At 70.9% G+C, this 26,941-nt stretch carries 19 protein-coding genes; 10 read left to right on the top strand and 9 right to left on the bottom strand.

The annotated features are described in order from the left end of the window. Positions 1-283: 283 nt before the first annotated feature. The 3 genes from E1269_RS04530 to E1269_RS04540 all read left to right on the top strand — a co-directional run bounded on the left by E1269_RS04530 (position 284) and on the right by E1269_RS04540 (position 5,610). The gene (locus E1269_RS04530) at positions 284-4,861 is read left to right on the top strand and encodes a ThuA domain-containing protein (RefSeq protein WP_131891834.1); all 4,578 of its coding nucleotides are present in this window, start codon (positions 284-286) and stop codon (positions 4,859-4,861) included. Between the two features lie 106 nt (positions 4,862-4,967). Then, positions 4,968-5,201, top strand: a complete 234-nt coding sequence (locus E1269_RS04535) for an AbrB/MazE/SpoVT family DNA-binding domain-containing protein (protein WP_131891836.1) — start codon at positions 4,968-4,970, stop codon at positions 5,199-5,201. Continuing rightward, positions 5,185-5,610, top strand: a complete 426-nt coding sequence (locus E1269_RS04540; RefSeq protein WP_131891839.1) for a type II toxin-antitoxin system VapC family toxin — start codon at positions 5,185-5,187, stop codon at positions 5,608-5,610. The genes E1269_RS04535 and E1269_RS04540 overlap by 17 nt, the downstream gene beginning before the upstream one ends. 54 nt (positions 5,611-5,664) lie before the next feature. Here the strand turns inward: E1269_RS04540 and miaB are convergent, their stop codons facing one another. Next, positions 5,665-7,161, bottom strand: coding sequence for a tRNA (N6-isopentenyl adenosine(37)-C2)-methylthiotransferase MiaB (gene miaB, locus E1269_RS04545; protein WP_131891841.1), 1,497 nt, complete (start codon positions 7,159-7,161; stop codon positions 5,665-5,667). Positions 7,162-7,531: 370 nt separating this feature from the next. Between miaB and E1269_RS04550 the strand changes: the two genes are divergently transcribed. The 4 genes from E1269_RS04550 to E1269_RS04565 all read left to right on the top strand — a co-directional run bounded on the left by E1269_RS04550 (position 7,532) and on the right by E1269_RS04565 (position 10,848). Further along, positions 7,532-8,287: an amino acid ABC transporter ATP-binding protein gene (locus tag E1269_RS04550; RefSeq protein ID WP_131891843.1), complete on the top strand. Its 756-nt coding sequence runs from the start codon at positions 7,532-7,534 to the stop codon at positions 8,285-8,287. Positions 8,288-8,315: 28 nt separating this feature from the next. Beyond that, the gene (locus E1269_RS04555; protein WP_131891845.1) at positions 8,316-9,206 is read left to right on the top strand and encodes a glutamate ABC transporter substrate-binding protein; all 891 of its coding nucleotides are present in this window, start codon (positions 8,316-8,318) and stop codon (positions 9,204-9,206) included. 104 nt (positions 9,207-9,310) lie between these two features. Further along, positions 9,311-9,961, top strand: coding sequence for an amino acid ABC transporter permease (locus E1269_RS04560; protein ID WP_131891847.1), 651 nt, complete (start codon positions 9,311-9,313; stop codon positions 9,959-9,961). Further along, positions 9,958-10,848 carry an amino acid ABC transporter permease gene (locus E1269_RS04565; RefSeq protein ID WP_131891849.1) on the top strand — a complete coding sequence of 297 codons (891 nt, stop codon included), beginning with the start codon at positions 9,958-9,960 and terminating at the stop codon, positions 10,846-10,848. Before E1269_RS04560 ends, E1269_RS04565 begins: the two co-directional genes overlap by 4 nt. 94 nt (positions 10,849-10,942) lie before the next feature. Here E1269_RS04565 and rny read toward each other — a convergent pair whose 3' ends face one another. Beyond that, a complete protein-coding gene (gene rny, locus E1269_RS04570; protein WP_131891851.1) occupies positions 10,943-12,577 on the bottom strand; it encodes a ribonuclease Y in 1,635 nt (544 codons plus the stop codon). A gap of 412 nt (positions 12,578-12,989) precedes the next feature. Between rny and E1269_RS04575 the strand changes: the two genes are divergently transcribed. Next, a complete protein-coding gene (locus E1269_RS04575; RefSeq protein WP_131891853.1) occupies positions 12,990-14,282 on the top strand; it encodes an ATP-grasp domain-containing protein in 1,293 nt (430 codons plus the stop codon). A gap of 6 nt (positions 14,283-14,288) precedes the next feature. Further along, positions 14,289-16,316 carry a CocE/NonD family hydrolase gene (locus tag E1269_RS04580; protein WP_131891855.1) on the top strand — a complete coding sequence of 676 codons (2,028 nt, stop codon included), beginning with the start codon at positions 14,289-14,291 and terminating at the stop codon, positions 16,314-16,316. Between the two features lie 43 nt (positions 16,317-16,359). On the opposite strand, the gene E1269_RS04585 is transcribed toward E1269_RS04580, so the two are convergent. From E1269_RS04585 to E1269_RS04615, 7 genes are all read right to left on the bottom strand, one after another. After that, entirely contained in the window at positions 16,360-16,902 is a 543-nt protein-coding gene (locus tag E1269_RS04585) for a regulatory protein RecX (protein ID WP_203432902.1), read from the bottom strand. Between the two features lie 11 nt (positions 16,903-16,913). After that, complete coding sequence (gene recA, locus E1269_RS04590; protein ID WP_131891857.1) at positions 16,914-17,951, bottom strand: recombinase RecA; 1,038 nt, start codon at positions 17,949-17,951, stop codon at positions 16,914-16,916. Positions 17,952-18,105: 154 nt separating this feature from the next. Further along, entirely contained in the window at positions 18,106-19,359 is a 1,254-nt protein-coding gene (locus E1269_RS04595) for an MFS transporter (RefSeq protein WP_131891859.1), read from the bottom strand. Further along, complete coding sequence (locus E1269_RS04600) at positions 19,356-20,165, bottom strand: ABC transporter permease (RefSeq protein WP_203432904.1); 810 nt, start codon at positions 20,163-20,165, stop codon at positions 19,356-19,358. Before E1269_RS04600 ends, E1269_RS04595 begins: the two co-directional genes overlap by 4 nt. Next, positions 20,162-20,986, bottom strand: coding sequence for an ABC transporter permease (locus E1269_RS04605; protein ID WP_203432906.1), 825 nt, complete (start codon positions 20,984-20,986; stop codon positions 20,162-20,164). The genes E1269_RS04600 and E1269_RS04605 overlap by 4 nt, the downstream gene beginning before the upstream one ends. Then, positions 20,986-21,900, bottom strand: coding sequence for an ABC transporter ATP-binding protein (locus E1269_RS04610; protein ID WP_131892065.1), 915 nt, complete (start codon positions 21,898-21,900; stop codon positions 20,986-20,988). The genes E1269_RS04605 and E1269_RS04610 overlap by 1 nt, the downstream gene beginning before the upstream one ends. Positions 21,901-21,992: 92 nt before the next feature. Next, positions 21,993-22,187: a DUF3046 domain-containing protein gene (locus tag E1269_RS04615; protein WP_131891861.1), complete on the bottom strand. Its 195-nt coding sequence runs from the start codon at positions 22,185-22,187 to the stop codon at positions 21,993-21,995. Positions 22,188-22,288: 101 nt separating this feature from the next. Between E1269_RS04615 and E1269_RS04620 the strand changes: the two genes are divergently transcribed. Further along, a complete protein-coding gene (locus E1269_RS04620) occupies positions 22,289-26,920 on the top strand; it encodes an ATP-dependent helicase (protein ID WP_131891863.1) in 4,632 nt (1,543 codons plus the stop codon). Positions 26,921-26,941: the final 21 nt, after the last annotated feature.

Consider the following 26,941-nt stretch of genomic DNA (forward strand, 5'->3'; position numbering starts at 1 on the left):
CACGAGGATCGCGTGTGCTCCACCATGGTCGTAACCCTGGTGAGGCGCGAGAACTCCTGGTGATTTCGGGACGGCGCGTTCCCACACCGTCGCTTCACCAGCCACCAGCGAACCCGCGCGAGCGGCCGGTCACGGCCAATCCGTGACATATGTCGTAACTCCACTTGATCCGCCCGTAACCCAGCCCTATGCTTCGCGGCAAGCGCTTTCCACCATTCCGGTAAGCGCTTGCACAGAACCACAGACCGAACGTCGCCGCCTGGCGCATCGGAGGTGCCGGTTCATGTACCGTCCAGCCCTGGTCACCGCGGTCGCCGTCGCTCTCTCGGCCGTCGTCCTGCCTGCCGCGGCCCTGTCCGCCGTCGCCGCGACGGGCACGATGCAGGCTCAACAGGCCGAGAGCTTCGACGCCCTGGTCTTCTCCAAGACCACGAACTTCTACCACGAGTCCATCCCGTACGGCGTCGCGGCCATCGAGGCTCTCGGCGAGGAGCACGGCTTCAACGTCGTGGTCTCCGACGACGCCGCCAACTTCACCGACGAGACGCTCGCCGAGTTCGAGGTGGTGATCTTCAACAACACCAACTCGACGCCGCAGGCGGGCAACCTGCTGAACGAGGAGCAGCGCGCGGCGTTCCAGCGCTACATCCAGGGTGGTGGCGGCTTCGTCGGCATCCACTCGGCGTCGGGCACCGAGCGGGACTGGGAGTGGTACGGCGAGCTGGTGGGCGCGTTCTTCCTGAGCCATCCGCCGATCCAGGAGGTGGAGGTCGAGGTCGACGACCCGGTGCACCCGTCGACGAGTCACCTGCCGCAGGAGTGGGTGCGCACCGAGGAACCGTACGACTTCGTCACCAACCCGCGCGGCGACGTGCACGTGCTGGCCAGCTTCGACTCGAAGTCCTACACGGGGCACAGGATGGGTGCGGACCACCCGATCACGTGGTGTCAGAACTTCGACGGCGGCCGCTCCTGGTACACGGGCATGGGCCACAACCCGTCGGCGTTCACCGACGAGCCGCTGTTCGTCCAGCACCTGCTGGGCGGCATCCAGTGGGCCGCGGGCGTCGTCGACGGCGACTGCGGCGCGACATCGAACCACAACTTCGAGAAGGTCCTGCTCGACGGCAACACCGACGACCCGCTGGCCATGGACATCGACGAGACCGGCCGGGTGTTCTACGTCCAGCGCGGCGGCGCGGTGAAGGTCTTCGACCCCACGACGGCGCAGACGGAGACGGTCGCGACCTTCGACGTCCTGGTGGAGCACACGCACGGGATGCATGGCATCGTGCTGGACCCGGACTTCGCCGAGAACCACTGGCTCTACCTCTACTACTCCCCCATCGACGACGAAGACACTGTCATCGCCCGCTTCACCTACGACGAGGCCACCGGGACCATCGACATGGCTTCGCGGCAGGTGCTGTTCGAGCTGCCGTCGCAGCGGGAGGTCAACGCGCACGAGGGCGGCGGCATGGACTTCGACGCCCAGGGCAACCTCTACGTCGCGACCGGCGACAACTCCTCCCCCTGCTGCAGCGGCTACGGCGCGACCGACGAGCGGCCGGGCTTCGAGTACAACGACGCCCAACGGTCGTCGGCCAACACCAACGACCTGCGCGGCAAGATCCTTCGGGTGCACCCGGAGGACGACGGCACGTACACGATCCCCGCGGGAAACCTGTTCCCGCCCGGCACGGCGAACACCCGGCCCGAGATCTACGTGATGGGCCTGCGCAACCCGTACCGCATCCACGTCGACGAGGAGACCGGCTGGCTGTACTGGGGCGACGTCGGCCCGGACGCCCGCGTCGACAGCGACACCCGGGGCAGCAAGGGCTTCGACGAGTGGAACCAGGCCCGGGCGGCGGGCAACTTCGGCTGGCCGCACTGCATCGGCGCCAACCAGGCGTACAACGACTTCGACTACGCCACCAGCGAGTCCGGCCCGTTGTACGACTGCGCCGGCGGCCCGGTCAACGACTCGCCGAACAACACCGGGCTGACGCAGCTGCCGCCGGCACAGCCGGCCTGGCTGCCCTACCCGTACGACGTGTCGCCGGAGTATCCGGAGCTCGGCAGCGGCGGCCGCCTGGCCATCGGCGGGCCGACCTACCACTTCGACCCCGACAACCCGTCGGAGGCGAAGTTCCCCGAGTACTACGACGACACCGTGCTCATCGCCGAGTGGACCCGCAACGCCATCTTCGAGGTGAAGCTCGACGAGGCCGGCCAGCCGGCGATCATCAACCCGTTCATGCCGGGTGTGGAGTTCCTGCGCCCGATCGACCTGCAGTTCGGCCCGGACGGCTCGCTGTACGTCATCGAGTGGGGCACCAACTACGGCGGCTCCGGGCGCGGTGACCCCAACACCGACTCCGGCATCTACAAGATCAACTACGCTCGTCCCGGTGAGAGGTCGCCCGTCGCCCGCGCGACCGCAACGCCGACGTCCGGCCAGCCGCCGCTGACGGTCGAGTTCTCCAGCGAGGGCTCCGGCGACCCCGACGAGCACCCGATCGAGTACGCGTGGGACTTCGAGTCCGACGGCACGGTCGACTCCACCGAGGCGAACCCCACGCACACCTACACCGAGCGCGGCAACGTCACCGCCCGGCTCACCGTGACCGACCCGACCGGGCGCACCGGCATCGTCAACCTGCCGATCAGCGTGGGCAACACCGCGCCGGAGGTCGAGATGATCGAGCCGGTGGACGGGCAGTTCTTCGACTTCGGCGAGCCGGTCGGCTTCGAGGTCGAGGTCGCCGATGCCGAGGACGGCACCTCCGGCGACGGCATCGACTGCCAGCAGGTGATCACCCAGCCCTACCTCGGGCACGATCAGCACGGGCACCCGTTGGAGCAGTACCACGGCTGCACCGGCGAGATCCAGACCATCGTCGACGACGGGCACGGCGAGCACGACAACATCTACTACATCGTCGACTCCACCTACACCGACCAAGGCGCCGACGGCGTCGAGCCGCTCACCGGCGGAGATTCCGCCATCCTGCAGCCGCGGCTCAAGCAGGCCGAGCACTGGACCAGCGCCAGCGACGTCGTCCTCTTCGACACCGAGGAGGGCACCGGCAACCGGATGGTCGGCCAGATCGGCCACGGTGACTACCTGTCGTTCGAACCGATCAACCTGCGCGGCGTCGACCAGGTCGACGTGCGGTACGCGTCGGCCGGCACGGGCGGCACGATCGAGCTGCGGGTGGACGCCGTCGACGGACCGCTCGTCGGCAGTGGCCGGCTGGAGCCGACCGGCGACTCGTACGCCTTCGAGAACGTCACCATCCCGGTGGAGGACCCCGGCGGCAGCCACGAGCTGTTCCTGGTCTTCACGAACAACCCCGGCGACACCTACCTGTTCAACCTCGACTCGCTGCGCTTCGGGCACACCGTGCTCGACGGCGTCCGCGCGGCCCACGCGCAGGTGCGGGCGCTGCGCGCGGCCGTCGCCGAGCACGGTGCCGCGCTGACCGACGAGCAGTCGGCATACCTGAACAGCACCGCGGACCGAATGGACGTGGAACTGGCCGGCGCGCTGGAAACCGCCAGCGACGACCCGGGCTTCGACCGGCACCTGGACCGGGCGCTGATGTTCGCCAACCAGGGCCGGCAATGGGTGCGCGGTCAGCAGCTCGACGGCGCGATGGCCGACGACGTCGCCGCCGGCCTGCTCGTCCCGCTCGACGCCGCCGCGACGGCGCTGCAGACGGCGCTGAGCCGGGCCGACGGGGTCAGCGCTGCGCTCGTGCCCGGCGACGGGGCGGTCACCGCGGGCGAGACGGTGCGCGTCGAGGCCAGTCTCACCAACGACGGCGACACTGAGCTGCGCGCGCCCGCGGTCGAGCTGACCGTGCCGGACGGCTGGCAGGCCGAGCCGGCGGGGCCGACGTCGGCCGCGTCGCTCGCGCCGGGCGCCACGCTGACCGGAGCGTGGGACGTGTCGGTGCCAGTCGGCGCCACGCTGGGCGAGGTGAGCCTGACCGGTGCGGCCGGCTACGCGCACATCGGTCGGGACCGCGTCGTCGTGTCGCTGTCGGCGCCGCTCACCGTCCGTCCGGCGGTGGAGGCGACGCAGGTCGCGGTCGCCGCGCCGGTGTTCAGCGGCCGGGAGACCACCGCGACGGTCACCGTCGCCAACCACCGCTCCGCCGCGGCGGCCGACGTGACGGCGACGGTGTCGGTGCCGGACGGCTGGACGGCTGGCAGCGCGACTGCGACGGTCGCGGCCGGTGAGACGGTGACGCTGGACGTGCCGGTGACCGCGCCCGCGGCCGGGCCGGCGGCCGGACAGCTGACCGAGGCGCAGCTCACGGCGACCGTGACCGCGCCGGGCGTCGTCGTCGGCGGCGCACCGGCCGCCGCGACGTACGCCGTCCCGCACGGCGACGACCTCGTGCTGGCGCTGGACGGTGGCTCGCCTACCAGCCCGGTACTGGAGTCGTACGCCCCGTTGTCACCGGACCACGCCTGGGACGAGGCCCGCGGCTACGGCTGGGTCACCGGCGCGCCGCTACAGCGCGACCGCGGCCATCCCGATGCCCTGCGCCGGGACTTCGTGCTGGACAACCGGGGCCCGGGCGTGCTGCGGCTGACCCTGCCGCCGGGCCAGCACGCGGTGTCGCTGCTGACCGGGGACCCGAACTTCTCCACCTCCGGGTTCGTCGTGGAAGCAGACGGCCAGGTGGTCGTCCCGGCTAGAGCCACGCTGCCGACCGGCACCTACGCGTGGGAGCAGTTCACCCTGGACGGCGGCACGGAGGGCCGCACCGTGGACCTGCGGCTGTCCAGCCCGACCGGCAACTACTGGCGCATCCTCGCCCTGCTGGTGGACGACACGGCGTAGCGATCAGAACTCGGCCGGCGGCGGGACGATCCGCAGCGTCCCGTCGCTGGCCTGCTTCACCACCACGATGGCGCCGACTATGGCAAGACGATGGTAGTCTGATGGTATGCGAACGACCATCGACAAGGCGGGCCGCCTGGTCCTTCCCAAGCAGCTGCGCGAACGCGTCGGCATGAGCGCTGGAGAGGTGGACGTTACGGTCGACGGAGCCGGGCTGCGTATCGAGCCCCTCGCCGGCGACGACCTCGACGAGCGGGGTGACCGACTGGTCGTGCCGCCGTCAGGCGTTGTGATCGACGACGAGCTCGTCCGGGCCCTGCGCGATGCCGACCAACGCTGAGCCCGACTTCCTCGTCGACACCAGCGTCGCCGTTCCCCTCGTCGTCGCGGATCATGAGCACCACGAGACCGTGACCGGGGCGCTGCGCGGCGCTCGCCTCGGGTTGTCCGGGCATGCCGCGTTCGAGGCCTTCTCGGTCCTGACCCGCCTCCCGCCGCCGGCGCGGCGCACCGCGCGCGCCGCGACCCAGCTGATCACCGTGAACTTCCCGCTCAGTCGCCACCTGAGCCCATCGGTCGCCGCCGAGCTCATCGATCGGCTCGCCGCAGCCGGCATCTCGGGCGGTGCCGTGTACGACGCCCTCGTGGGAGCCACGGCCCGGGAGCACCGAGTCGTCCTGTGCACCCGCGACCGCCGCGCCCTGGAGACGTACCGGGCACTCGACGTCGAGGTGAAGCTGATCGACTAGTTTCCGTTGCCATGCAGGGCTCGCCCGCCTGAAACCTCGCGGGCGGCGCGGGGCCTAGGCGTGGCCGCAGGCGGGTGCGGCGTCGGCGACGGGTTGCGGCGCGGGCGCGCCGACGGTCGGCATGCCCAGCAGCACCCCCGGCGCGGCCGGCGCGGACACCGTCGTCGTGGCCCGCTCGTAGGCGTCGCCGGCTCGGGTGCGGCGCAGCTCGTAGGTGGCGCCGTCGGCGACCAGGTGGTGCGGCGCGGCGTAGCTGACCTGCACCGTCACCATGTCGCCCGGCCGCGGCGACGGCGCGCCGGCCGGTACGGAGAAATGCACGAGCCGGTTGTCCTCCGCCCGACCCGACAGCCGGTGGGTCGCGCCGTCCTTGCGGCCCTCGCCCTCGGCCACCAGCACCTCGACGTCGCGGCCGACGAAGGCGCGACTCTCGTCCCACGCGACCTGCTCGACCAGCTCGGCCAGCCGCTGGTAGCGCTTCCGGACGACGTCGGCCGGCACCTGGTCGTCCATGGTGGCCGCCGGGGTGCCCGGGCGCTTGGAGTACTGGAACGTGAACGCCGAGGCGAACCGGGCCTCGCGGACCACGTGCAAGGTCTGCTCGAAGTCGTCGTCGGTCTCGCCCGGGAAGCCGACGATGATGTCGGTGGTGATGGCCGCGTGCGGCATGGCCTCGCGCACCTTCTCGACGATGCCGAGATAACGCTCCTGCCGGTACGAGCGGCGCATCGCCCGCAGCACGCGGTCGGACCCGGACTGTAGCGGCATGTGCAGCTGCGGCATCACCGTGGGCGTCTCGGCCATCGCGGCGATGACGTCGTCGGTGAAGTCGCGCGGGTGCGGGCTGGTGAAGCGGACCCGCTCCAGCCCGTCGACGGCGCCGACCGTGCGCAGCAGCTTGCCGAAGGCGTAGCGGTCGCCGAACTCCACGCCGTAGGCGTTCACGTTCTGGCCGAGCAGGGTGATCTCGATGACGCCCTCGGCGACCAGCGCCCGCACTTCGGCGAGGATGTCGCCCGGACGGCGGTCGCGCTCACGGCCGCGCAGCGCCGGAACGATGCAGAACGTGCAGGTGTTGTTGCAGCCGACGCTGATGGCCACCCAGGCCGCGTACGGGCTCTCGCGACGCGACGGCAGGTCCGACGGGAACGTCTCGAGCGCTTCGATGATCTCGACCTGCGCCTCGTCCTCGATGCGGGCACGGTCCAGCAGCGCCGGCAGCGACCCGACATTGTGCGTGCCGAAGACGACGTCGACCCACGGCGCCCGGCGCACGATCTCAGACCGGTCCTTCTGCGCCAGGCAGCCGCCGACGGCGATCTGCATGCCGTCGCGGCCGGCCTTGACCGACGCCAGATGCCCCAGGTTGCCGTACAGCTTGTTGTCGGCGTTCTCGCGCACCGCGCAAGTGTTGAGCACCACGACGTCGGCCGGTGCACCGCCCTCGGCCTTGGCATAGCCGGCGTCCTCCAGCAGCCCGGCCAGCCGCTCGGAGTCGTGGACGTTCATCTGGCACCCGTAGGTGCGGACCTCGTACGTACGCGCGTTCATGACGCATTCAGGATAAGGGCTCGCCCGGACAACCTCGTCCGGGCGAGTGCGCGCAGGAGGTGGCCGGTCGAGGGCGGGCGGCTTGTCACCGCACGCGGACGGGGAATCGTTTGGCGCTTTCTACGTGGCCTTTCACGTCTACGGAGATCCAGCGGAAGGTGAAATGATCTCACAGTGGGGTGTGACAGCGCACTCGTGGGGCGGATCGGGCCGACGTTGTCGCTTTGTTACCAACCAGTGACCGCAACCGCAGCTCAAAGGGCATGACAGCTGGTCATCTCCCCCATACCGTTGACGCTTGTCCCACGCATATCCGGTGAGGTGGTGGTGTGAGTCCCATGAGCTGTCTCGGCAAACCTGGCGCCGCCAGATGAGCGACGCCGCTGCCGGAGCGCCGCTGGTCGAGCTGCGCGGCGTCAACAAGCACTTCGGCGACCTCCATGTCCTGCGCGACATCAACCTCTCCGTCGACCGCGGTGAGGTCGTCGTGGTCATCGGGCCGTCCGGTTCGGGCAAGTCGACGCTGTGCCGCACCATCAATCGGCTGGAGACCATCGACGCCGGCACCATCAGGCTCGACGGCCAGCCGCTGCCGGCGGAAGGCAGGGCGCTGGCACGACTGCGCGCCGACGTCGGCATGGTGTTCCAGGCCTTCAACCTGTTCGCCCACAAGTCGGTGCTCCAGAACGTCACCCTTGGCCCGACCAGGGCGAAGGGCGTACGCAAGTCCGAGGCGGAGAAGCTGGCGATGGAGCTGCTCGACCGCGTCGGTGTCGCCGACCAGGCCGCGAAGCTGCCCGCCCAGCTCTCCGGAGGCCAGCAGCAGCGAGTGGCGATCGCCCGCGCCCTGGCCATGAAGCCGAAGGTGATGCTGTTCGACGAGCCCACGTCGGCCCTCGACCCGGAGATGATCAAAGAGGTCCTCGACGTCATGATCGACCTGGCCAAGGACGGCATGACGATGATGGTGATCACCCACGAGATGGGATTCGCCCGCCGGGCCGCCAACCGGGTGATATTCATGGACGCCGGCAGCATCGTCGAAGAAGCGACCCCGGAGGAGTTCTTCACCAATGCGCGCAGCGACCGGGCCCGGGACTTCCTCAGCAAGATCCTGACTCACTGAGCCTTCCGCACGTAGAGGAGCACGAGAAATGCGTACCCGATCGACATTGCGCCGCTACAGCGCCCTGACCGCCGCCGCGCTCGCAGCGACGCTGGTCCTTGCCGCCTGTGGTGACGACGACGGCGGCGACGGCGGCGGCGACGAGCCCACTGCCGAGGCCGGCGACTTCCCCGAGGGCAGCACGATGGCGGAGCTGGCCGAGGCCGGCGAGATCACCGTCGGCACCAAGTTCGACCAGCCGCTGTTCGGCCTGGTCGGCCCGGACGACGTGCCCGTCGGCTTCGACGTCGAGATCGCCAAGATCATCGCCACCGAGCTGGGCATCTCCGAGGACAACATCACCTGGGTCGAGACCATCTCGGCCAACCGCGAGTCGTTCATCCAGGAGGGCCAGGTCGACATCGTCGTGGCCACCTACACGATCAACGACGAGCGCAAGCAGCTGGTCGACTTCGCCGGACCGTACTACGTCGCCGGCCAGACGATCATGGTGCTGGAGGAGAACACCGACATCAACGGCCCGGACGACCTCGCCGGCCGCGCGGTCTGCTCCGTCGAGGGCTCGACGCCGGCGGAGAACATCCGCACCAACTACCCGGAGGCCGAGCTCTTCCCGACCGGCGCGTACTCCGACTGCCTCGAGCCCTTGCGCAACGGCCAGGTCGACGCCGTCACCACTGACAACGTCATCCTGTCCGGCTTCGTGGACCAGAACCCCGGCGAGTTCAAGCTCGTCGGTGAGACGTTCACGGAGGAGCCGTACGGCATCGGCCTGGAGCACGGCAACGCCGAGTTCCGCAACTGGATCAATGACGTCCTCGAGGCGTCCTACGAGGACGGCCGCTGGGAGGAGGCGTGGGAGAACACCGCCGGCGCCGTCCTGGACACCCCGGAGCCGCCGGAGGTCGACCGGTACTGACGGTTCTCGCGCGGGGTGGGCCGGCCGCCTGAGGCGGCGGCCCACCCCCGCACGCTCGACGCGCTCGACGTGTTCGGTCGCACGGCACTGGGAGGGTCTGCCTGATGGACGCCGTCATCGACGAGCTTCCGCTCTACTGGGATGGTTTCCTCACCACCCTGTCGCTCACGTTGCTCGCCGCCGCCATCGCGCTGGTGCTGGGCACCATCCTCGGCTCCTTCCGGGTCGCGCCGGTGCCGACGCTGCGCTGGTTCGGCACCGCGTACGTGGAGATCGTCCGCAACACGCCACTGACGTTGGTCTTCATCTTCTTCGTCTTCGTCGCGCCACAGCTGGGCTGGACGCCGGGCGGCTTCTTCGCGCCGGCCGTCGTCGCGCTGTCGGTCTACACCGCGGCGTTCGTCTGTGAGGCGGTGCGCTCGGGCATCAACAGCGTCGCCGTCGGCCAGGGCGAAGCGGCCCGCGCCATCGGCCTGACGTTCCCCCAGACGCTGCGGCTCATCGTGCTGCCGCAAGCGTTCCGTACCGTGATCCCGCCGTTGATCAACATTTTCATCGCGCTGACGAAGAACAGCTCGGTCGCCGGGGGCTTCTTCGTCGCCGAGCTGTTCGGCGTGGGCCGGCAGCTCTCCAACGCCCACCCCGGTGACGTCATCGCCGTCCTGCTCTTCGTCGGCGTCTTCTACCTGATCATCACCATCCCGGCCGGTCTCCTCGCCGGATACGTCGAGCGGAAGGTGGCGTTCGCGCGATGAGCTCGGTCCTGTACGACGTCGCCGGCCCGCGGGCCCGGCGCCGGACCATGCTGTGGTCGATCGTCGGCGCCCTGTTCGTCCTCGGCCTGCTGTACCTGGCCTACCGCCAGCTCGACGAGCGCGGACAGTGGGATCCCGAGCGGTGGCAGATCTTCACCGACCCGCCGATGGGCCAGACCGCCGAGGACGTGTGGAGCTCCCTGTTGATCGACGGGCTCGGCGCCACCCTGCGCGCGGCCGGCATCGCCGCCGCGATCGCTCTGGCGCTCGGGCTCGTCCTGGCCGTGCTGCGGATGTCGGCGTCACGATTGGTGCGCTGGCCGGTCACGACGGTCATCGAGTTCTTCCGCGGCCTGCCGGTCGTGCTGCTGATGTTCTTCGGCGTCATCGCGATGGGACTGCCCATCTTCTGGGGCGTCGTGTTCGGGCTGGTGGTCTACAACAGCGCGATCATCGCCGAGATCCTGCGAGCAGGCATCGTGTCGCTGCCGATAGGCCAGTCCGAGGCCGCGTACGCCGTCGGGCTGGGCCGGTGGCAGGCGCTGTTCACCGTGCTCCTCCCCCAGGCCGTGCGGCGCATGCTCCCGTCGCTGGTCAGCCAGCTCGTGGTGCTGCTGAAGGACACGTCGCTCGGCTTCATCATCGGCTACGCGGAGCTGCTGCGACGGCTGCAGCTGAACACCCAGTTCTTCGGCCAGCGCTACTGGTTCCAGTTCTTCGTGGTCGGCGCCGCCATCTACATCACGGTGAACTTCACCCTGTCGCGGCTGGCCGTCTACCTCGAGCGGCGCGGCACCAAGAAGGCCGCAGGCGGGGTTGCCAAGGCCGGCGAGGCTGTGGGCGGCAAGGTCGGCGGCGGGGCCGCCGACGGCGCCACCGCCATCTGATTCGGCGGCGGGCTCGGCGTCGGCCCCGGCCCCGTCCCGCGGTTCAGGGTCGAAGCGGGCGTGCCTGGAGGCTGACGAGGACCCGCGCTGGGTGTCAGCGGGCGAACTCGGTGGAGCGGGACTCGCGCACGACGGTGATGCGGATCTGGCCCGGGTAGGTCAGCTCCTCTTCGACCTGCTTGGCGATGTCGCGGGCCAGCACCTGCGCCTGGATGTCGTCGACGACGTCGGGCAGCACCATGACGCGGATCTCGCGGCCGGCCTGCATGGCGAAGACCTTCTCCACGCCGTCGTGGCTCATGGAGATCTCCTCCAGCCGCTCCAGCCGCTTGACGTAGGCCTCGAGCGACTCGCGGCGGGCGCCGGGGCGGCCACCGGAGATGGCGTCGGCGGCCTGGGTGAGGACGGCCTCGACCGTGCGCAGCTCGACCTCGTTGTGGTGGGCCTCGATGGCGTGGACGACGTCCTCGTTCTCACCGTAGCGGCGGGCGATCTCGGCACCGATCAGCGCGTGGCTGCCGTCGACCTCGTGAGTGAGTGCCTTGCCGATGTCGTGCAGCAGGGCGCAACGCTTGGTGAGCTTGATGTCGAGTCCGAGCTCGCCGGCCATCATGCCGGCCAGGTGTGCGGACTCGATGAGGTGCTTGAGCACGTTCTGCCCGTACGACGTGCGATAGCGCAGCCGGCCGAGCAGCGCAATGAGGTCCGCGTGCATGTCGGCGACGCCGACCTCGACCAGGGCGTCCTCGCCGGCGCGGACGCACAGCGCCTCGACCTCGGCCTTGCTCTTCTCGTACTGCTCCTCGATGCGGTGCGGGTGGATGCGCCCGTCGAGGACAAGCTCCTCGAGCGTCAGGCGGGCGACCTCGCGGCGCACCGGGTCAAAGCAGGAGAGCAGGACCGCCTCGGGGGTGTCATCGATGATCAGGTTGACGCCGGTGACCTGCTCGAAGGCGCGGATGTTGCGGCCCTCGCGGCCGATGATGCGGCCCTTCATCTCGTCGCCGGGCAGGTGCAACACGGACACGACGGACTCGGCGGTCTGCTCCGAGGCCAGCCGCTGGATGGCCAGCGTGATGATCTCGCGGGCACGGGCCTGGCCGTTCTCGTTGGCTTCGTTCTCGATGTCGCGGACCAGGATCGCGGCCTCGCGCTTGGCCTGCTCCTCGACGGCGGAGACGAGCTCGGCCTTGGCCTGCGCCGCGGTCAGCTCGGCTGTGCGCTCCAGGATGGCGCGCCGCTCGGCCTCGAGCGCGTCGAGCGCCGCGGTGCGCTCCGCGAGGGCGGCGGTCTGCGCCTCGACCTCCTGCAGCCGCTGGTCGAGCGCCTGGCTGTCGGCGGCGACGCGCTCCTCGCGCTCGGTGAGCCGCTGCTCGCGCCGCTCCAGATCGGCGCGCTGCTCACGCAGGTCGGCACCGACCTGGTCGGAGTGCACGCGGGCCTGCTCGGCCTCGGCGGTGGCGCGGGCGGCCAGCTCCCGGGCCTCGTCCTGTGCCGTGGACCGCAGCTCGTCTGCTTCGCGGCGGGCGGCCGCGCGCAGCTCGTCGGCTTCGGCCTGGGCGGTGGTTCGCAGCCGAACGGTGTCGGCCTCGACCTGGGCATACAGCTCCGACGACTGGGCGCGCGTGGTCTCCACACCCCGCAACCGGCTGAACAACACGAGCAGCGCCACCACCAGCAGCGCAACTATCACCAGTCCGACCAGCAGCGTTGCCGTTCCGGTGTCCATCGGCGGGCTCCCTCACATATCCGGCCTGGCAGGCAGGCCATCTGCTGGCGGGAACCGCACCACGACCGCGCTCACACCACGGACGGTGCGAGCCTCAACCACCAACGAAGATCACACGAGCGACAGGTGATGCCCCATCGTGCCGACGCGGTCCGCGCCACCTACGCGAGCCGAGCGTGCCCTAGTGACCCGCCCCGACCGGCCCTGCACCAGTCGCGACGGAGTTGCGGTGAGTCGTGCCATGTTCTCTATGTCCGATCCGCGGTCGCGGAGTTGTTCTCCACCTTTGGAGTTGAGGTTACGTAAGGGTGTACAGACGGTCAAGGTGACACGAGCCGAGGCTGCGGCGACGCCCGTTTGCCTCCCCCACGTCGGGGGAACGGACATGATGTCGTCACCGAAGGGCTATGGGATGCACAAGAATGTGTTCGTGTTGGGTCTGGACGAGCTCAACCGGGCCAACCTGCGCACCCTGCGCGATGCGCCCCGATATCGCTTCCACCAGCTGCTGACCATCGACGAGCTGCAGCACGGCGACACGATCCCGCTACCGGACCTGCTCGACAAGGCGCGGCGTCAGCTCGACGCGTTCGATGGCACGGTCGACGCCATCGTCGGCTACTGGGACTTCCCGGTCAGCCTGATGGTTCCCATCCTGTGCGAGGAGCGCGGCATGCCGTCGGCGCAGCTGACCTCTGTGGTCAAGTGCGAGCACAAGTACTGGTCCCGCCTCGAGCAGCAGAAGGTCATCGACGAGCACCCGAGATTCGGCCTCATCGACCTGGACGGCGACGACCCCGGCCTTCCGGACGGGCTCTCGTACCCGGTGTGGGTCAAACCGGTGAAGTCGGCGGCTTCCGAGGGCGCCTACCGGTGTGCCAACGACGGCGAGCTGCGCCGAAAGCTGGCGAAGGTCCGCGAGGAGGCCGGCCGCATGGGTGAGCCGTTCGCCTTCGTCCTGTCGCTGGTGGAACTGCCACCGGAGATCGCCGCCGTCGGCGGGACCGCCTGCTTGGTCGAGGAGGCCTCGCGCGGTCAGCAGATCACCGCCGAGGGGTACGTCCACGACGGTGACGTCACCGTCTACGGCGTCGTGGACTCCGTCCACTATCCCGGCACCACGAGCTTTCTCCGCTACGAGTACCCCTCGCGACTCCCTGACCAGGTCACGAAGCGGATCGCCGATGTCACGCGGCGAGTCATCGGCGCGGTCGGCCTGGACCGCTCGACCTTCAACATCGAGTACTTCTGGGACGCCGACTCCAGCCGGCTCGAGCTGCTCGAGATCAATCCCCGGCACTCGCAGTCCCACGCCAGGCTCTTCCAGCTCGTCGACGGCCTTCCCAACCATCAGTTCATGATCGATCTGGCGATGGGCGCCGACCCGGAGGTCCGCGCCGGCGAGGGACCCTACGACGTCGCCGCCAAGTGGTTCGTGCGCTGGTTCGCCGACGGTGTCGTCCGGGCGGTGCCGTCGCCGTCGGAGATCGCTCAGCTCGAGCAGGACGTGCCTGGCAGCACGATCGCGGTGACGGTCGAGGAGGGCGACCGGCTCTCGGACCTCCACGGAGAAGACTCCTACAGCTTCGTGCTCGCGCATCTGTACATCGGTGCAGCGAATGAGGACGACCTGGTCGACAAGTTCGAGAAGTGCGCGGGCGGCTTGCACTTCGAGATCGAAGAACACCCAGCCCGTGGGGGTTAGTCGCGCATGCGTACCGTCACGTCGTTGCCGCACGCCGTCACCGAGGACGAACACCTGTGGATCCCCATGTCCGACGGGGTCCGGCTGGCTGGGCGGCTCTGGCGCCCGGTGTCCTCCGACGACGAACCGGTGCCAGGTGTGTTGGAGCTCATCCCGTATCGCAAGCGGGACATGACCGCGTTCCGCGACTCCATCCACCACCCTTACCAGGCCGGCCACGGGTACGCGTGCCTGCGCGTCGATTTGCGCGGCAGCGGCGACTCCGAGGGTGTGCTCACCGACGAGTACCTCGAACAGGAGCTGCGGGACGCCGAGGAGATCCTGGCCTGGATGGCCGCGCAGCCCTGGTGCAGCGGCCGTACCGCAATGATGGGCATTTCGTGGGGCGGCTTCAATGCCTTGCAGGTGGCGGCGCGTCGGCCACCGAGCCTCGGGGCCATCGTCACCGTTTGCTCCTCCGATGACCGGTACGCCGACGACGTGCACTACATGGGCGGTTGCCTGCTGAGTGACAATCTGTCCTGGGCGTCGACGATGTTCGCCTACAACTCCTGCCCACCCGATCCGGCACTCGTGGGCGAGCGATGGCGGGACATGTGGCTCGATCGGCTGGAGAACAGCGGCCTGTGGCTGGACGAGTGGCTGCGCCATCAGCGGCGCGACGACTATTGGCGGCACGGCTCGGTGTGCGAGGACTACTCGGCGATCACCTGCCCTGTGTTCGCGGCCAGCGGCTGGGCCGACGGCTACTCCAACGCGGTCTTCCGCCTGCTCGCCGAGCTCGACGTGCCGCGCAAGGGGCTGATCGGCCCGTGGAGCCACAAGTATCCCCATCTCGGCGAACCCGGCCCGGCGATCGGTTTCCTCCAGGAGGTCGTGCGCTGGTGGGACCACTGGCTCAAGGACGACACCGACAACGGCGCCATGGACGGTCCCCAGCTGAGCATCTGGATGCAGGACAGCGTGCCGCCCTCGACCGCCTACACCGAACGGCCGGGCCGATGGGTCGGAGAAAAGCGATGGCCCAGCGACCGTGTGCTGCCGTCACGCCATCCGCTGGCACCACACCGAATCGCCGAACCGGGCGAGCGGGTCGACATCGCTGCGCTGACCGTGCAGTCGCCGCTCTCGGTCGGCCAGTTCGCCGGCAAGTGGTGCTCCTACAACGCTCCGCCGGACCTTCCCTACGACCAGCGGGAGGAGGACGGCGGCTCGTTGGTGTTCGACAGCGACGTGCTGACCGAAGGGCTGGAACTGCTGGGCGCGCCCGTGCTCGAACTCGACTTCACTGCCGACAAGCCGCTGGCCATGGTGGCGGTCCGGCTCTCCGACGTCGCGCCGGACGGAAAGGCGACCCGAGTCAGCTACGGCGTCGCGAACCTCACCCACCACCACAGCTCGACGGGTCCGCAGCGGCTTGAGCCGGGAGAGCGGTATCAGGTGACGGTGCAACTCAACGGCATGGCGCAGGCGTTTCCTGCCGGGCATCGGGTGCGCCTGTCGCTCTCGACGTCATACTGGCCCCTGGTGTGGCCGCCTCCGGAATCGGTGCGGATGACCGTTTTCGCGGGCAGCAGTCATCTCCTTCTCCCGGTCCGGGAGAACGGGCCGTCTGATCGCGAGAACGCGCCCTCCTTCGACGAACCCGAGGGCGCGCCACCCATCGCCGTGACATCGCTGCTGCCGGGTGAACACCGCTGGACCGTGACACGCGATCTCGCGCAGGACTCCTCGGCTCTCGAGGTAGTCAAGGACCTGGGTATCTCACACATCGACGACATCGACCTCGACATCACCAGGCGGGCATACGAGCGGTACAGCTTCGTCGGCGACGACTTCACCTCGCCACGCGGCGAGACCGATTGGCACATGGGATTCACTCGGGGTGACTGGGACGTCCATGCCACGACGCGGACCGTGCTGACGTCCACGGTCACCGAGTTCCATCTGCACGCCCAGCTGGACGCGTACGAGGGCGAGCGACGGATCGCATCCAAGAGCTGGACCCATCGCATTCCTCGTGGCCTCATCTGAAGGACCGTGCGCCTGAAGGACCGTGCGCCCCGCGGGCAGGGCGCTAGTCGTAGGGGATGTCGTCGGGCAGGTGCGCGGTCTGGACACCCTCCGCTTCCAGGGCCTCGCGCACCACGCGGAACGCCAGGCCCGCCGGGTAGCCCTTGCGGGCCAGCACGCCGGTGAGCCGGCGGGTACGAGCCGTCGGGTCCAGCCGGCGGGTGCCGGGCAGCCGCTGCGCCACCAGCTCCCGCGCGGTGCGTTCCTCCTGCTCCGGGTCGACCGCCTCGACCGCCTCGGCCACGACGTCGGCGTCGACCCCGCGGGTGCGTAGCTCGTGCCCGAGCGCGCGACGCGCCAGGCCGCGACCGGTGTGCCTGGACTCGACCCACGCCTGCGCGAACGCCGCGTCGTCGACCAGGCCGACGTCGGCGAAGCGCCCGAGGACCTCCTCGCGAACGTCCTCGGGCACGCCCTTGCGTGCCATGGCGGCGTCGAGCTGAGCCCTGGTCTGGGGCGCCACCGAGAGCCGCTTCAGCGCCACTGACCGAGCCACGGACTCGGGATCCGCGTCGGGCTCGGCTTCGGCGTCCTTTCGTCTGCTCACGTGCGACCCGCTCAGAAGTCGACCGGGACCTCTTCGACGGTCGCGTCGACCTTCGGCCCGACGCCGAGCTTCTCCTTGATCTTCTTCTCGATCTCGTCGGCGAGGTCGGGGTTGTCCTTGAGGAAGTTGCGGGCGTTCTCCTTGCCCTGGCCCAACTGGTCTCCCTCGTAGGTGTACCAGGCGCCGGACTTGCGCACGATGCTCTGCTCGACCCCGAGGTCGATCAGGCCGCCCTCGCGGCTGATGCCCTCGCCGTAGATGATGTCGAACTCGGCCTGCTTGAACGGCGGGGCGACCTTGTTCTTGACCACCTTGACACGGGTGCGGTTGCCGACCGCGTCGGTGCCGTCCTTGAGCGTCTCGATGCGGCGGACGTCGAGGCGGACGGAGGCGTAGAACTTCAGCGCCTTGCCGCCGCTGGTGGTCTCGGGCGACCCGAAGAACACGCCGACCTTCTCCCGCAGCTGGTTGATGAAGATCGCCGTGGTCTTGGACTGGTTCAGCGCACCGGCGATCTTCCGCAGCGCCTGGCTCATGAGCCGGGCCTGCAGGCCGACGTGGCTGTCGCCCATCTCGCCCTCGATCTCCGCCCGCGGCACCAGCGCCGCCACCGAGTCGATGACGATGACGTCCAGCGCACCGGAGCGGATCAGCGTGTCGGCGATCTCCAGCGCCTGCTCACCGGTGTCGGGCTGGGAGACCAGCAACGAATCGGTGTCGACCCCCAGCGCCTTGGCGTAGTCGGGGTCGAGCGCGTGCTCGGCGTCGATGAAGCCCGCGACGCCGCCGGCGCGCTGGGCGTTGGCCACCGCATGCAGGGCGACCGTGGTCTTGCCGGAGGACTCCGGGCCATAGATCTCGACCACCCGGCCGCGCGGCAGGCCGCCGATGCCGAGCGCGACGTCGAGCGAGATGGCCCCCGTGGGGATCACCTCGATGGGCACCCGGGCCTCTTCGCCCAGACGCATCACCGAGCCCTTGCCGAACGAGCGCTCGATCTGGGCGAGCGCGGCGTCCAGCGCCTTCTCACGATCCGCGGGAACAGCCATGGGCACCACCTGGGGTCGACGGGCCGGCGCACGGCCCTGCGTTTTCTTGGTCATCGCCGAAGACGTTACGCGGTGCCACCGACAGGTTCGAGGACGAATTCCGAGCCTGTGGACAACCCCGCCGCCCGCCTCACGTCGTGCGGTCGGGACGACTCTATGCCGAACGGGTGTTCGATAGCGAGCGACACGCCGGAACCAGCATCGTCGCGGCCGGTGCGACCAGCAGGACCGCCGCCGCGGCGTTGAGGACGCCGTACCCGTAGGAGCCGACGACGACACCCGCCAGCGCTCCCCCGCCGGCCGCCGCCAACCCCATGAACAGGTCGGACGCGCCCTGCACCGCGGGCCGGTCGTCCGGCGCGACGGCGTCGGTCAACAGCGTGGAGCCGGCGACCATGCAGGCCGACCAGCCCAGGCCCAGCAGGAACAGCCCGGCCGTCAGCGCCGGCGAGTGGCCTTCGTTCGTCGTTCCCGACAGGATCACCGCGGCCAGCAGGATCAGCACGCCACCGGAGATGACCGGGACCCGGCCGACGCGGTCGGCCAGCCACCCCATGACCGGCGACAGCGCGTACATGCCGGCGACGTGAACGCTGATGACGAAGCCGATGATCGAGATCGAGGCGCCGCCGTGCGTCATGTGCACCGGTGTCATGACCATGACGGTGACCATCACGGTGTGCCCCACCACGACCGAGACCAGGCCGAGCACCGCCGGCGGGCTGATGGCGATGGCTTTCCAGCCGACCCGCAGCACGCCCCGCCGGCGCACCGCGGCGACGGCGGTGCCCCGGCCGCGGGCGGTGAGCAGCGGGTCGGGTCGCAGCCCGGTCAGCACGATCAGCGTGCCGAGGCCCATGACGACGACTCCGATCAGGAACGGGCCGGCCAGCGGCTCGATGCCGACGGACTCGGCCACCCGCCCGGCGGGACCGGCCAGGTTGGGGCCGGCGACCGCACCGACCGTGGTGGACCAGACGACGACCGACAACGCCCGGCCGCGGCTGTGCACCGGAGCGAGGTCGGTGGCCGCGTACCGGGCCTGCAGGCCGGCCGCCGTCCCGCCGCCGAGCAGGGCCGTCCCGGCCAACAGCAGGACGAAGACCTGCGTCTGGGCGGCGACGACGGCGAGCAGTGCGCCGAGCGCGCCGAGTGCGTACGCGACGCCGAGACCGACCCGCCGCCCGTGCGACACCGCCAGCGACGCCGCCGGCATGGCCAGCAGCGCCGCGCCCAGCACCTGGGAGCTTTGCACCAGCCCGGACAGGTCCTCGCGGCCGAACAGCTCGGTGACGACGACGGCCCCGACCGCGATGGCCGCGGACACCCCGAGCCCGCCGGACACCTGGCTGGCCACCAAGGTGCGGACGGTGCGCCGCTGGACGGCCTCGATGCTGGGAACGGTCATCGCAGCAGCAGCCGCTCGATACGCCGGGCGGCGAGCACGAGGCCCACCAGGCCCATGACCGTCAGGTACAGCACGTGCCCCAGGATGCCCCAGCCGACGTCGCCGAGCATGAGGTCGCGGATCGTGGCGACCCCGTGGTAGAGCGGCGTGATCTGGACCACCCACCGGATCGACTCGTCGTACGTGGACAACGGGTAGAACGTCGCGGAGAACAGGAACATGGGCAGCAGCGCGAGCTGGACGTAGTCGAAGTCCTGCCAGCTGCGCATGTACGTGGTGACGGTCATGCCGACGGCGGCGAAGGCCAGCCCGATGAGGCTGGCCGCGGGCAGCGCCAGCAGCGCCCACCAGGAGCCGACGACTCCGGCGGCCGCGGCGACCGCGAGAAAGGCCGTCGAGTAGAGCAGGCCGCGCAGCAGCGCCCAGGTGATCTCGCCTACGGCGACGTCGCGCGGCCCGAGCGGGGTGGCCAGCACGGAGTCGTAGAGCCTGGCGTACTTGAGCTTGAAGAAAAGGTTGAACGTGGAGTCGAAGACCGCCCCGTTCATGGCCGCCGCCGCCATCATGGCCGGTGCGACGAACGCGGCGTAGTCGATCATGCGTCCGTCGCCGGCGTCGATGTCGCCGATCAGCGCGCCCAGGCCCACCCCGAGCGAGAACAGGTAGAGCACCGGCTCGAAGAAACCGCTGACCAGCGTGACCCAGCCGTGCCGGAACGCGCGGGCGTTGCGCTCGACCAGAGTCCGCGCCATGCCCGCGCCGGCCGGGATGGGCAACGCCCTGGCCAGGGCGCTCACCGCGCTCACGTGACCAGCCGCTTCCGGAAGCCGGCGAACGCCAGCCACAGCCCGCCGGCGACCCACAGGGTGAGGTATCCGGCGTGCCCCAGCGAGCCGGCCAACGTTGCCGTCTCGGTGACCAGGCCGCGGCACAGCTCGACACCGTGCCACAGCGGCGTGGCCCACGCGACCAGCTCGAGCGCCACCGGCAGCTGCTCGACGGGGAAGAACGTGCCGGAGAACAGGAACATCGGCATGACGATGAACCGGAACAGGACGTTGAACCCGCCGTCGTTGTCCTGACTGACGGAGAACGCGAACACCGGCGTGGTGAACGCCAGCCCGGTCAGCACCGCCGCGGGCACCGCGAGCAGTACCCACCACGAGCCGATGGCGCCCAGGGCCACCGCGACGACGGCGAACGCCACGCTGGTGATGGTGATCCTCATGGCCACGAACGCCACGTGACCCAGCACGATGTCGGCGATGCCCAGCGGCGTGGCGAGCATCGCGTCGTAGAGCCGGTGCCACTTCACCGCACCCATCACGGGGAACGTCGACTCGCCGACGGCGGTCTGCATGGCCTGCGCCGCCAGGATGCCCGGCGCGATGAACTGCACGTAGTCCAGGCCGCGCACGCCGCCGGCGACGCCGTCGTCGACCAGTGCACCCAGGCCGAAGCCCATGGCGACCAGGAAGAACAGCGGGCTGAGGAAGCCGCTGATGATGGTGCCGCGCCACACCCGCCGGTAGTCGGTGAGCCAGAACGCGAACGCCCGGCCCGCCATCCGCCCCTCGGCCGGCTGCGCCGGGCGCGTGCCCGACGCCGTCGTCGTCGCGGCACTCATCAGTCCACCAGCGTCCGGCCGGTGAGGTGCAGGAAGACGTCCTCCAACGTGGAGCGTCGAGCCAGCACCGACAGCGGCGCGAGCCCACGGTCGTGCACCGCGGCGGCGGTGGCGTCGCCGTCCTCGGTGTAGAGGAGCAGCCGGTCGGGCAGGACCTCGACGCGCTGGGCGAGGTCGGTGAGCTTGGCCGCGTACGGCGCGTGGTCGTCGGCGGGGAAGCGCAGCTCGAGCACCTCGCGGGTGGAGTGCAGCGCGATCAGTTCGCGCGGCGACCCCTCGGCGACGATGCGCCCGCCGTCCATGACGACCAGCCGGTCGCACAGCTGCTCGGCCTCGTCCATGTAATGGGTGGTGAGCACCAGCGTGACGCCGGAGCGCTTGAGCCGGAACAGCCGGTCCCACAGCACGTGCCGGGCCTGGGGGTCCAGCCCGGTGGTGGGCTCGTCCAGCAGCAGCAGCTCGGGGTCGTTGACCAGGGACCGGGCGATGGTGAGCCGCCGCTTCATGCCGCCGGACAACGGCTCGACGACGCTGTTGGCCCGCTCGGTGAGCTGGGCGAACTCCAGCAGCTCGTCGGCCTTCTCGTTCACCACCCGGCGGGGCATTCCGAAGTAGCGGCCGTAGACGAGGATGTTCTCGCGGACGGTGAGCTCCTCGTCCAGCGAGTCGCGCTGCGGCACCACCCCGAGGCGGCCGCGGATGGCCGGACCGTCGGTGGCCGGGTCCATGCCGAGGATGCGCAGCGCGCCGCCGCTGGGCGGCGAGACACAGCCGATCATGCGCATGGTGGAGGACTTGCCGGCGCCGTTGGGCCCGAGGAAGCCGAACGCCTCACCCCGGCGCACCTCGACGTCGATGGCGTCGACGGCGGTGAAGTCGCCGAAGCGCTTGGTCAGCTGGTGGGCACTGATCATAGGAGCGTCGGCGGGCGGGTCTGTCACGTTTCGAGACGCTACCTCCCCGGTCCGACAGCCGGCATCCGAGTTTCCGACCGGACGGGGTCCGCTCAGCGCTCGCCGGGCGGCAGGCGCAGTGCGTCGCAGACGGCACGCCACACGACCTTGGTGTCCTCGCCGGCCGCCAGCGCCTGGTGCACCGTCCGCCCGCCGAGCGCCTCGATGACGTAATCGCGCGCCCACGAGTCGGCATAGGTGGAGCCGAGGTGGCGTTCCATGCGCTCCCAGAAGTCCGTCAACCGCACGTCGCCAGTATCCCTCACACGCCCATTCACCCCAATCACACCCGTTGATCTCGGCGGGCGCCCGGGTACCTCGGCGGACGTTGTCGGTGTGGCGAGTCATGATGGGAGGCGTGAGTGATGTGCTGGAGCTGTTCGGCCCGGCCACGCGAGCGTGGTTCGCCGGGTCGTTCGCCGCGCCCACGTCCGCTCAGGAGGGCGCCTGGCGAGCGGTGTCGGCCGATCGCAGCGCCCTGGTGGTCGCGCCCACCGGGTCGGGCAAGACGCTGGCGGCGTTCCTGTGGGCGCTGGACCGGCTGGCCACCGAGCCGGTGCCGGAGGACCCCATGCATCGCTGCCGGGTCCTCTACGTCTCCCCGCTCAAGGCGTTGACCGTCGACGTCGAGCGCAACCTGCGCGCCCCGCTGGCCGGCATCGGGCATGCAGCGGCCCGACTGGGGCTGCCGCCGCCGGACATCTCCGTCGGTGTGCGCTCCGGCGACACCCCGGCCGACGAGCGCCGCCGGTTCAACCGCAGGCCACCCGACATCCTCATCACCACGCCGGAGTCGCTGTTCCTCCTGCTGACGTCGCAGGCGCGGGAGTCGCTGCGGCACGTCCAGACGGTCATCGTCGACGAGGTGCACGCCGTGGCCGGCAGCAAGCGGGGCGCGCACCTGGCGCTCTCGCTCGAGCGGCTGGACGCGCTGCTGCCCGGTCCGGCACAGCGCATCGGGCTGTCGGCGACCGTCCGGCCGGTCGACGAGGTGGCCCGGTTCCTCGGCGGGTCCCGGCCGGTCGAGGTGGTGTCGCCGGCGTCGGTGAAGAGCTGGGACCTCCGGGTCGTCGTTCCCGTGCCCGATCTCGAGGAGCTGGACGCGGCGCCCACGCCGGAGCCCGGCGGCACCCCGGCGACGGCTTCGGTCTGGCCGCACGTCGAGCAGCGGGTGGTCGACCTCGTCGAGGAGCACTCGTCCACCATCGTGTTCGCCAACTCACGGCGGCTCGCCGAGCGGCTGACCGCCCGGCTCAACGAGATCGCCGCCGAGCGCGACGGTGCCGGCCCAGCGCCGGACCACCCGCCGCCCGCGCAGCTCATGGCGCAGGCCGGCAGCACTCGCGGCGGCACCGGGGCCATTGCCCGCGCCCACCACGGCTCGGTCAGCAAGGAGCAGCGCGCCCTGATCGAGGACGACCTCAAGTCCGGCCGGCTGCCGGCGGTCGTCGCCACGAGCAGCCTGGAGCTGGGCATCGACATGGGCGCGGTCGACCTCGTCGTGCAGGTCGAGTCGCCGCCGTCGGTGGCCAGCGGTCTGCAGCGGGTCGGCCGCGCGGGGCACCAGGTCGGCGCGGTCTCCAGCGGCGTGCTGTTCCCGAAGTACCGCGGCGACCTCGTGCAGACGGCGGTCGTCGCCGAGCGCATGCGGTCGGGGCAGATCGAGGAGCTGGCCGTCCCGCGCAACCCGCTCGACGTGCTCGCCCAGCAGATCGTCGCCATCGTCGCGATGGACGACTGGCCGGTCGACGATCTCCTGGCCATGGTCCGTCGCGCGCACCCGTTCGCCACGCTGCCGCAGTCGTCGTTCGACGCGGTCCTCGACATGCTGGCCGGGCGGTACCCGTCCGACGAGTTCGCCGAGCTGCGCCCGCGGCTGGTGTGGGACCGCACCGCGGGCGTGCTGCGCGGCCGTCCCGGCGCTCAGCGGCTCGCCGTCACCAGCGGCGGCACCATCCCCGACCGTGGGCTGTTCGGCGTCTTCCTCGTCGGCTCCGATCCACGCCGGGGCGGCGCCCGGGTCGGCGAGCTGGACGAGGAGATGGTGTACGAGTCGCGGGTCGGCGACGTCTTCGCGCTCGGCGCCACCAGCTGGCGCATCGAGGACATCACCCACGACCGCGTCATGGTGTCCCCCGCACCCGGCCAGCCGGGCAAGCTGCCGTTCTGGCACGGCGACACCCTAGGCCGGCCGGCCGAGCTTGGTGCCGCGCTCGGTGCGTTCGTGCGCGAGATCGACCGGCTCCCCGACGACCGGGCGCGCGATCGGGCCGCGGGCGCCGGCCTGGACGCGTGGGCCGTCGACAACCTCCTGGCCTACGTCCGCGAACAGCGCGGCGTCACCGGGCATGTCCCGGACGACCGCACGCTCGTGGTCGAGCGGTTCCGCGACGAGCTCGGCGACTGGCGGCTGATCGTCCATTCCCCCTACGGCGCCCGGGTACACGCGCCCTGGGCGCTGGCCATCGGGGCCCGGCTGCGCGAGCGCTACGGGGTCGATGTCCAGGCCGCCCACGCCGACGACGGCATCGTCCTGCGCATCCCCGACACCCTCGACGGCTTCGACGGCGCCGGCGACTTGCTGGCCGATGCCGCCGATGCCACCACCGGGGCGGACGGCAACGGCGCACCGGACGCCCGGCTCGTCGTCCTCGACCCCGACGAGCTGGACGAGATCGTCACCACCGAGGTCGGCGGCTCGGCGCTGTTCGCCTCCCGGTTCCGCGAGTGTGCGGCGCGGGCGCTGCTGCTGCCCCGTCGCACCCCGGGCCGGCGCTCGCCGCTGTGGCAGCAGCGCCAGCGCTCGGCTCAGCTGCTGGAGGTGGCGTCGAAGTACGGCTCGTTCCCGATGCTGCTGGAGACCATGCGCGAGTGCCTCCAGGACGTCTACGACCTGGACGGGCTGCGCGACATCATGCGTCGCATCGCCAGCCGGTCCATCAAGGTCGTCGAGGTCGAGACCGGGCAGCCCTCGCCGTTCGCCCGGTCGCTGCTGTTCGGCTACGTCGCGGCGTTCATGTACGAGGGCGACTCCCCGCTGGCGGAGCGGCGTGCGCAGGCGTTGACCCTGGACTCCGCGCTGCTGGCCGAGCTGCTCGGGCAGACCGAGCTGCGTGAGCTACTCGACCTCGAGGTCGTCGAGCGCACCGAGGCCGAGCTGCAACGGCTCGTTCCCGAGCGGCAGGCCCAGAGCGTCGAGGCGGTCGCCGACCTGCTGCGGTTGCTCGGCCCGCTGTCGACGGCGGAGGTGGCGGCGCGGTGCGCCGAGGGCGAGGACGCCTCGGCCCACCTAGACGAGCTGGTCCGCCAGCGGCGGGTCATCGCGGTCCGGGTCGCCGGGCAGGACGTCTGGGCCGCGGTCGAGGATGCCGCCCGGTTGCGCGACGCACTCGGTGTTGCGTTGCCCGGCGGGGTGCACGAGGCGTTCGCGGCGCCGGTGCCGGACCCGCTCGGCGACATCGTCAGCCGCTACGCCCGCACGCACGGGCCGTTCCACGCCGCCGGCGTCGCCACCCGGTTCGGGTTGGGTGTCGCGGTCGTCACCTCGACCCTGCGCCGGCTGGCGGCGGAGGGCCGTGTCGTCGAGGGCGAGCTGCGGCCGGGCAGCACCGGCACCGAGTGGTGCGACGCCGAGGTGCTGCGGCTGCTGCGCCGCAGGTCGCTGGCGGCGCTGCGCAAGGAGGCCGAGCCGGTGGACGCGGCCACGCTCGGCCGGTTCCTGCCGGCCTGGCAGTCCGTCCGCAGCTCGCTGCGCGGTCCCGACGGCGTGCTGCGGGTGGTCGAGCAGCTCGGCGGCGCCGCGGTGCCCGCCAGCGCCCTGGAGAGCCTGGTCCTGCCCGCGCGAGTGGCCGGGTACACCCCGGCCTGGCTGGACGAGCTGACCGTGGCCGGCGAGGTCGTGTGGTCCGGGCACGGCACGCTGCCGGGGTCGGACGGCTGGGTGTCGTTGCACCTGGCCGACACCGCGCACCTGACCCTGCCCGACCTGGACGCCGCCGAGGCCGACGCTGCCCTGCACGCGGCCGTCCTGGAGACGTTGGCCGGCGGCGGCGCGTACTTCTTCCGCCAGCTCAGCGACGCGGTCGCCGCGCGCGTCGACGCCCCGCCGGACGATCCCGCCCTGGTCACGGCGCTGTGGGACCTCATCTGGGCCGGTCAGGTCACCAACGACACGTTGGCGCCGCTGCGCTCGCTGCTGGCGGGGACCCGGGCGACGCACCGCTCGCGTCCGGCCCGGCCGCGCTCCCGGTACGCGCGCGGCCGGCCGGCGATGCCCTCCCGCTCGGGTCCACCGGCGGCCGCCGGGCGCTGGTCGTTGCTGCCCGAGCGAGACGCCGACGCCACCCGCCGCGCCCATGCGGCCGCGGAGGCGCTGCTCGACCGGCACGGCGTGGTCACCCGCGGCGCGGTCATGGCCGAGCGGCTACCGGGCGGGTTCGCCGCGGCGTACCGGGTGCTGTCCGCCTTCGAGGACACCGGCCGGGCCCGGCGCGGCTACTTCATCGCCGGCCTGGGTGCGGCCCAGTTCGGTACACCGGGCGCGGTCGACCGGCTCCGCTCGTTCGTCCGCCTCGACGACACCGGGTCACGCGCCTCCGACGGTGCGCTGGTGCTGGCCGCCACCGACCCGGCCAACCCGTACGGCGCGGCCCTCCCCTGGCCCGAGCGCGGCGAACGCGGCGAGCCCGGCACCGCAGGGCACCGTCCCGGGCGCAAGGCCGGGGCGCTGGTCGTGCTGGTCGACGGCGAGTTGGCGCTGTACGTCGAGCGCGGCGGCCGGACCCTGCTGTCCTGGACCGACACCCCCGACCGGTTGGGCGCCAGCGCCGACGCCCTGGCGCTCGCGGTCCGCGAGGGTGCGCTGGGGTCGCTGCGGGTCGAGCGCGCCGACGGCGAGCAGGTCACCACCACGGCCCTGGGTGCGGCGCTGACCGAGGCCGGCTTCCACGTCACCCCGCGCGGCCTGCGCTTGCGCGGCTGACGCCACCGCCGGCCTGGATAC

This window comes from Jiangella asiatica (genome assembly GCF_004349065.1).
In the GTDB taxonomy this organism is placed as follows: Bacteria; Actinomycetota; Actinomycetes; order Jiangellales; family Jiangellaceae; genus Jiangella; species Jiangella asiatica.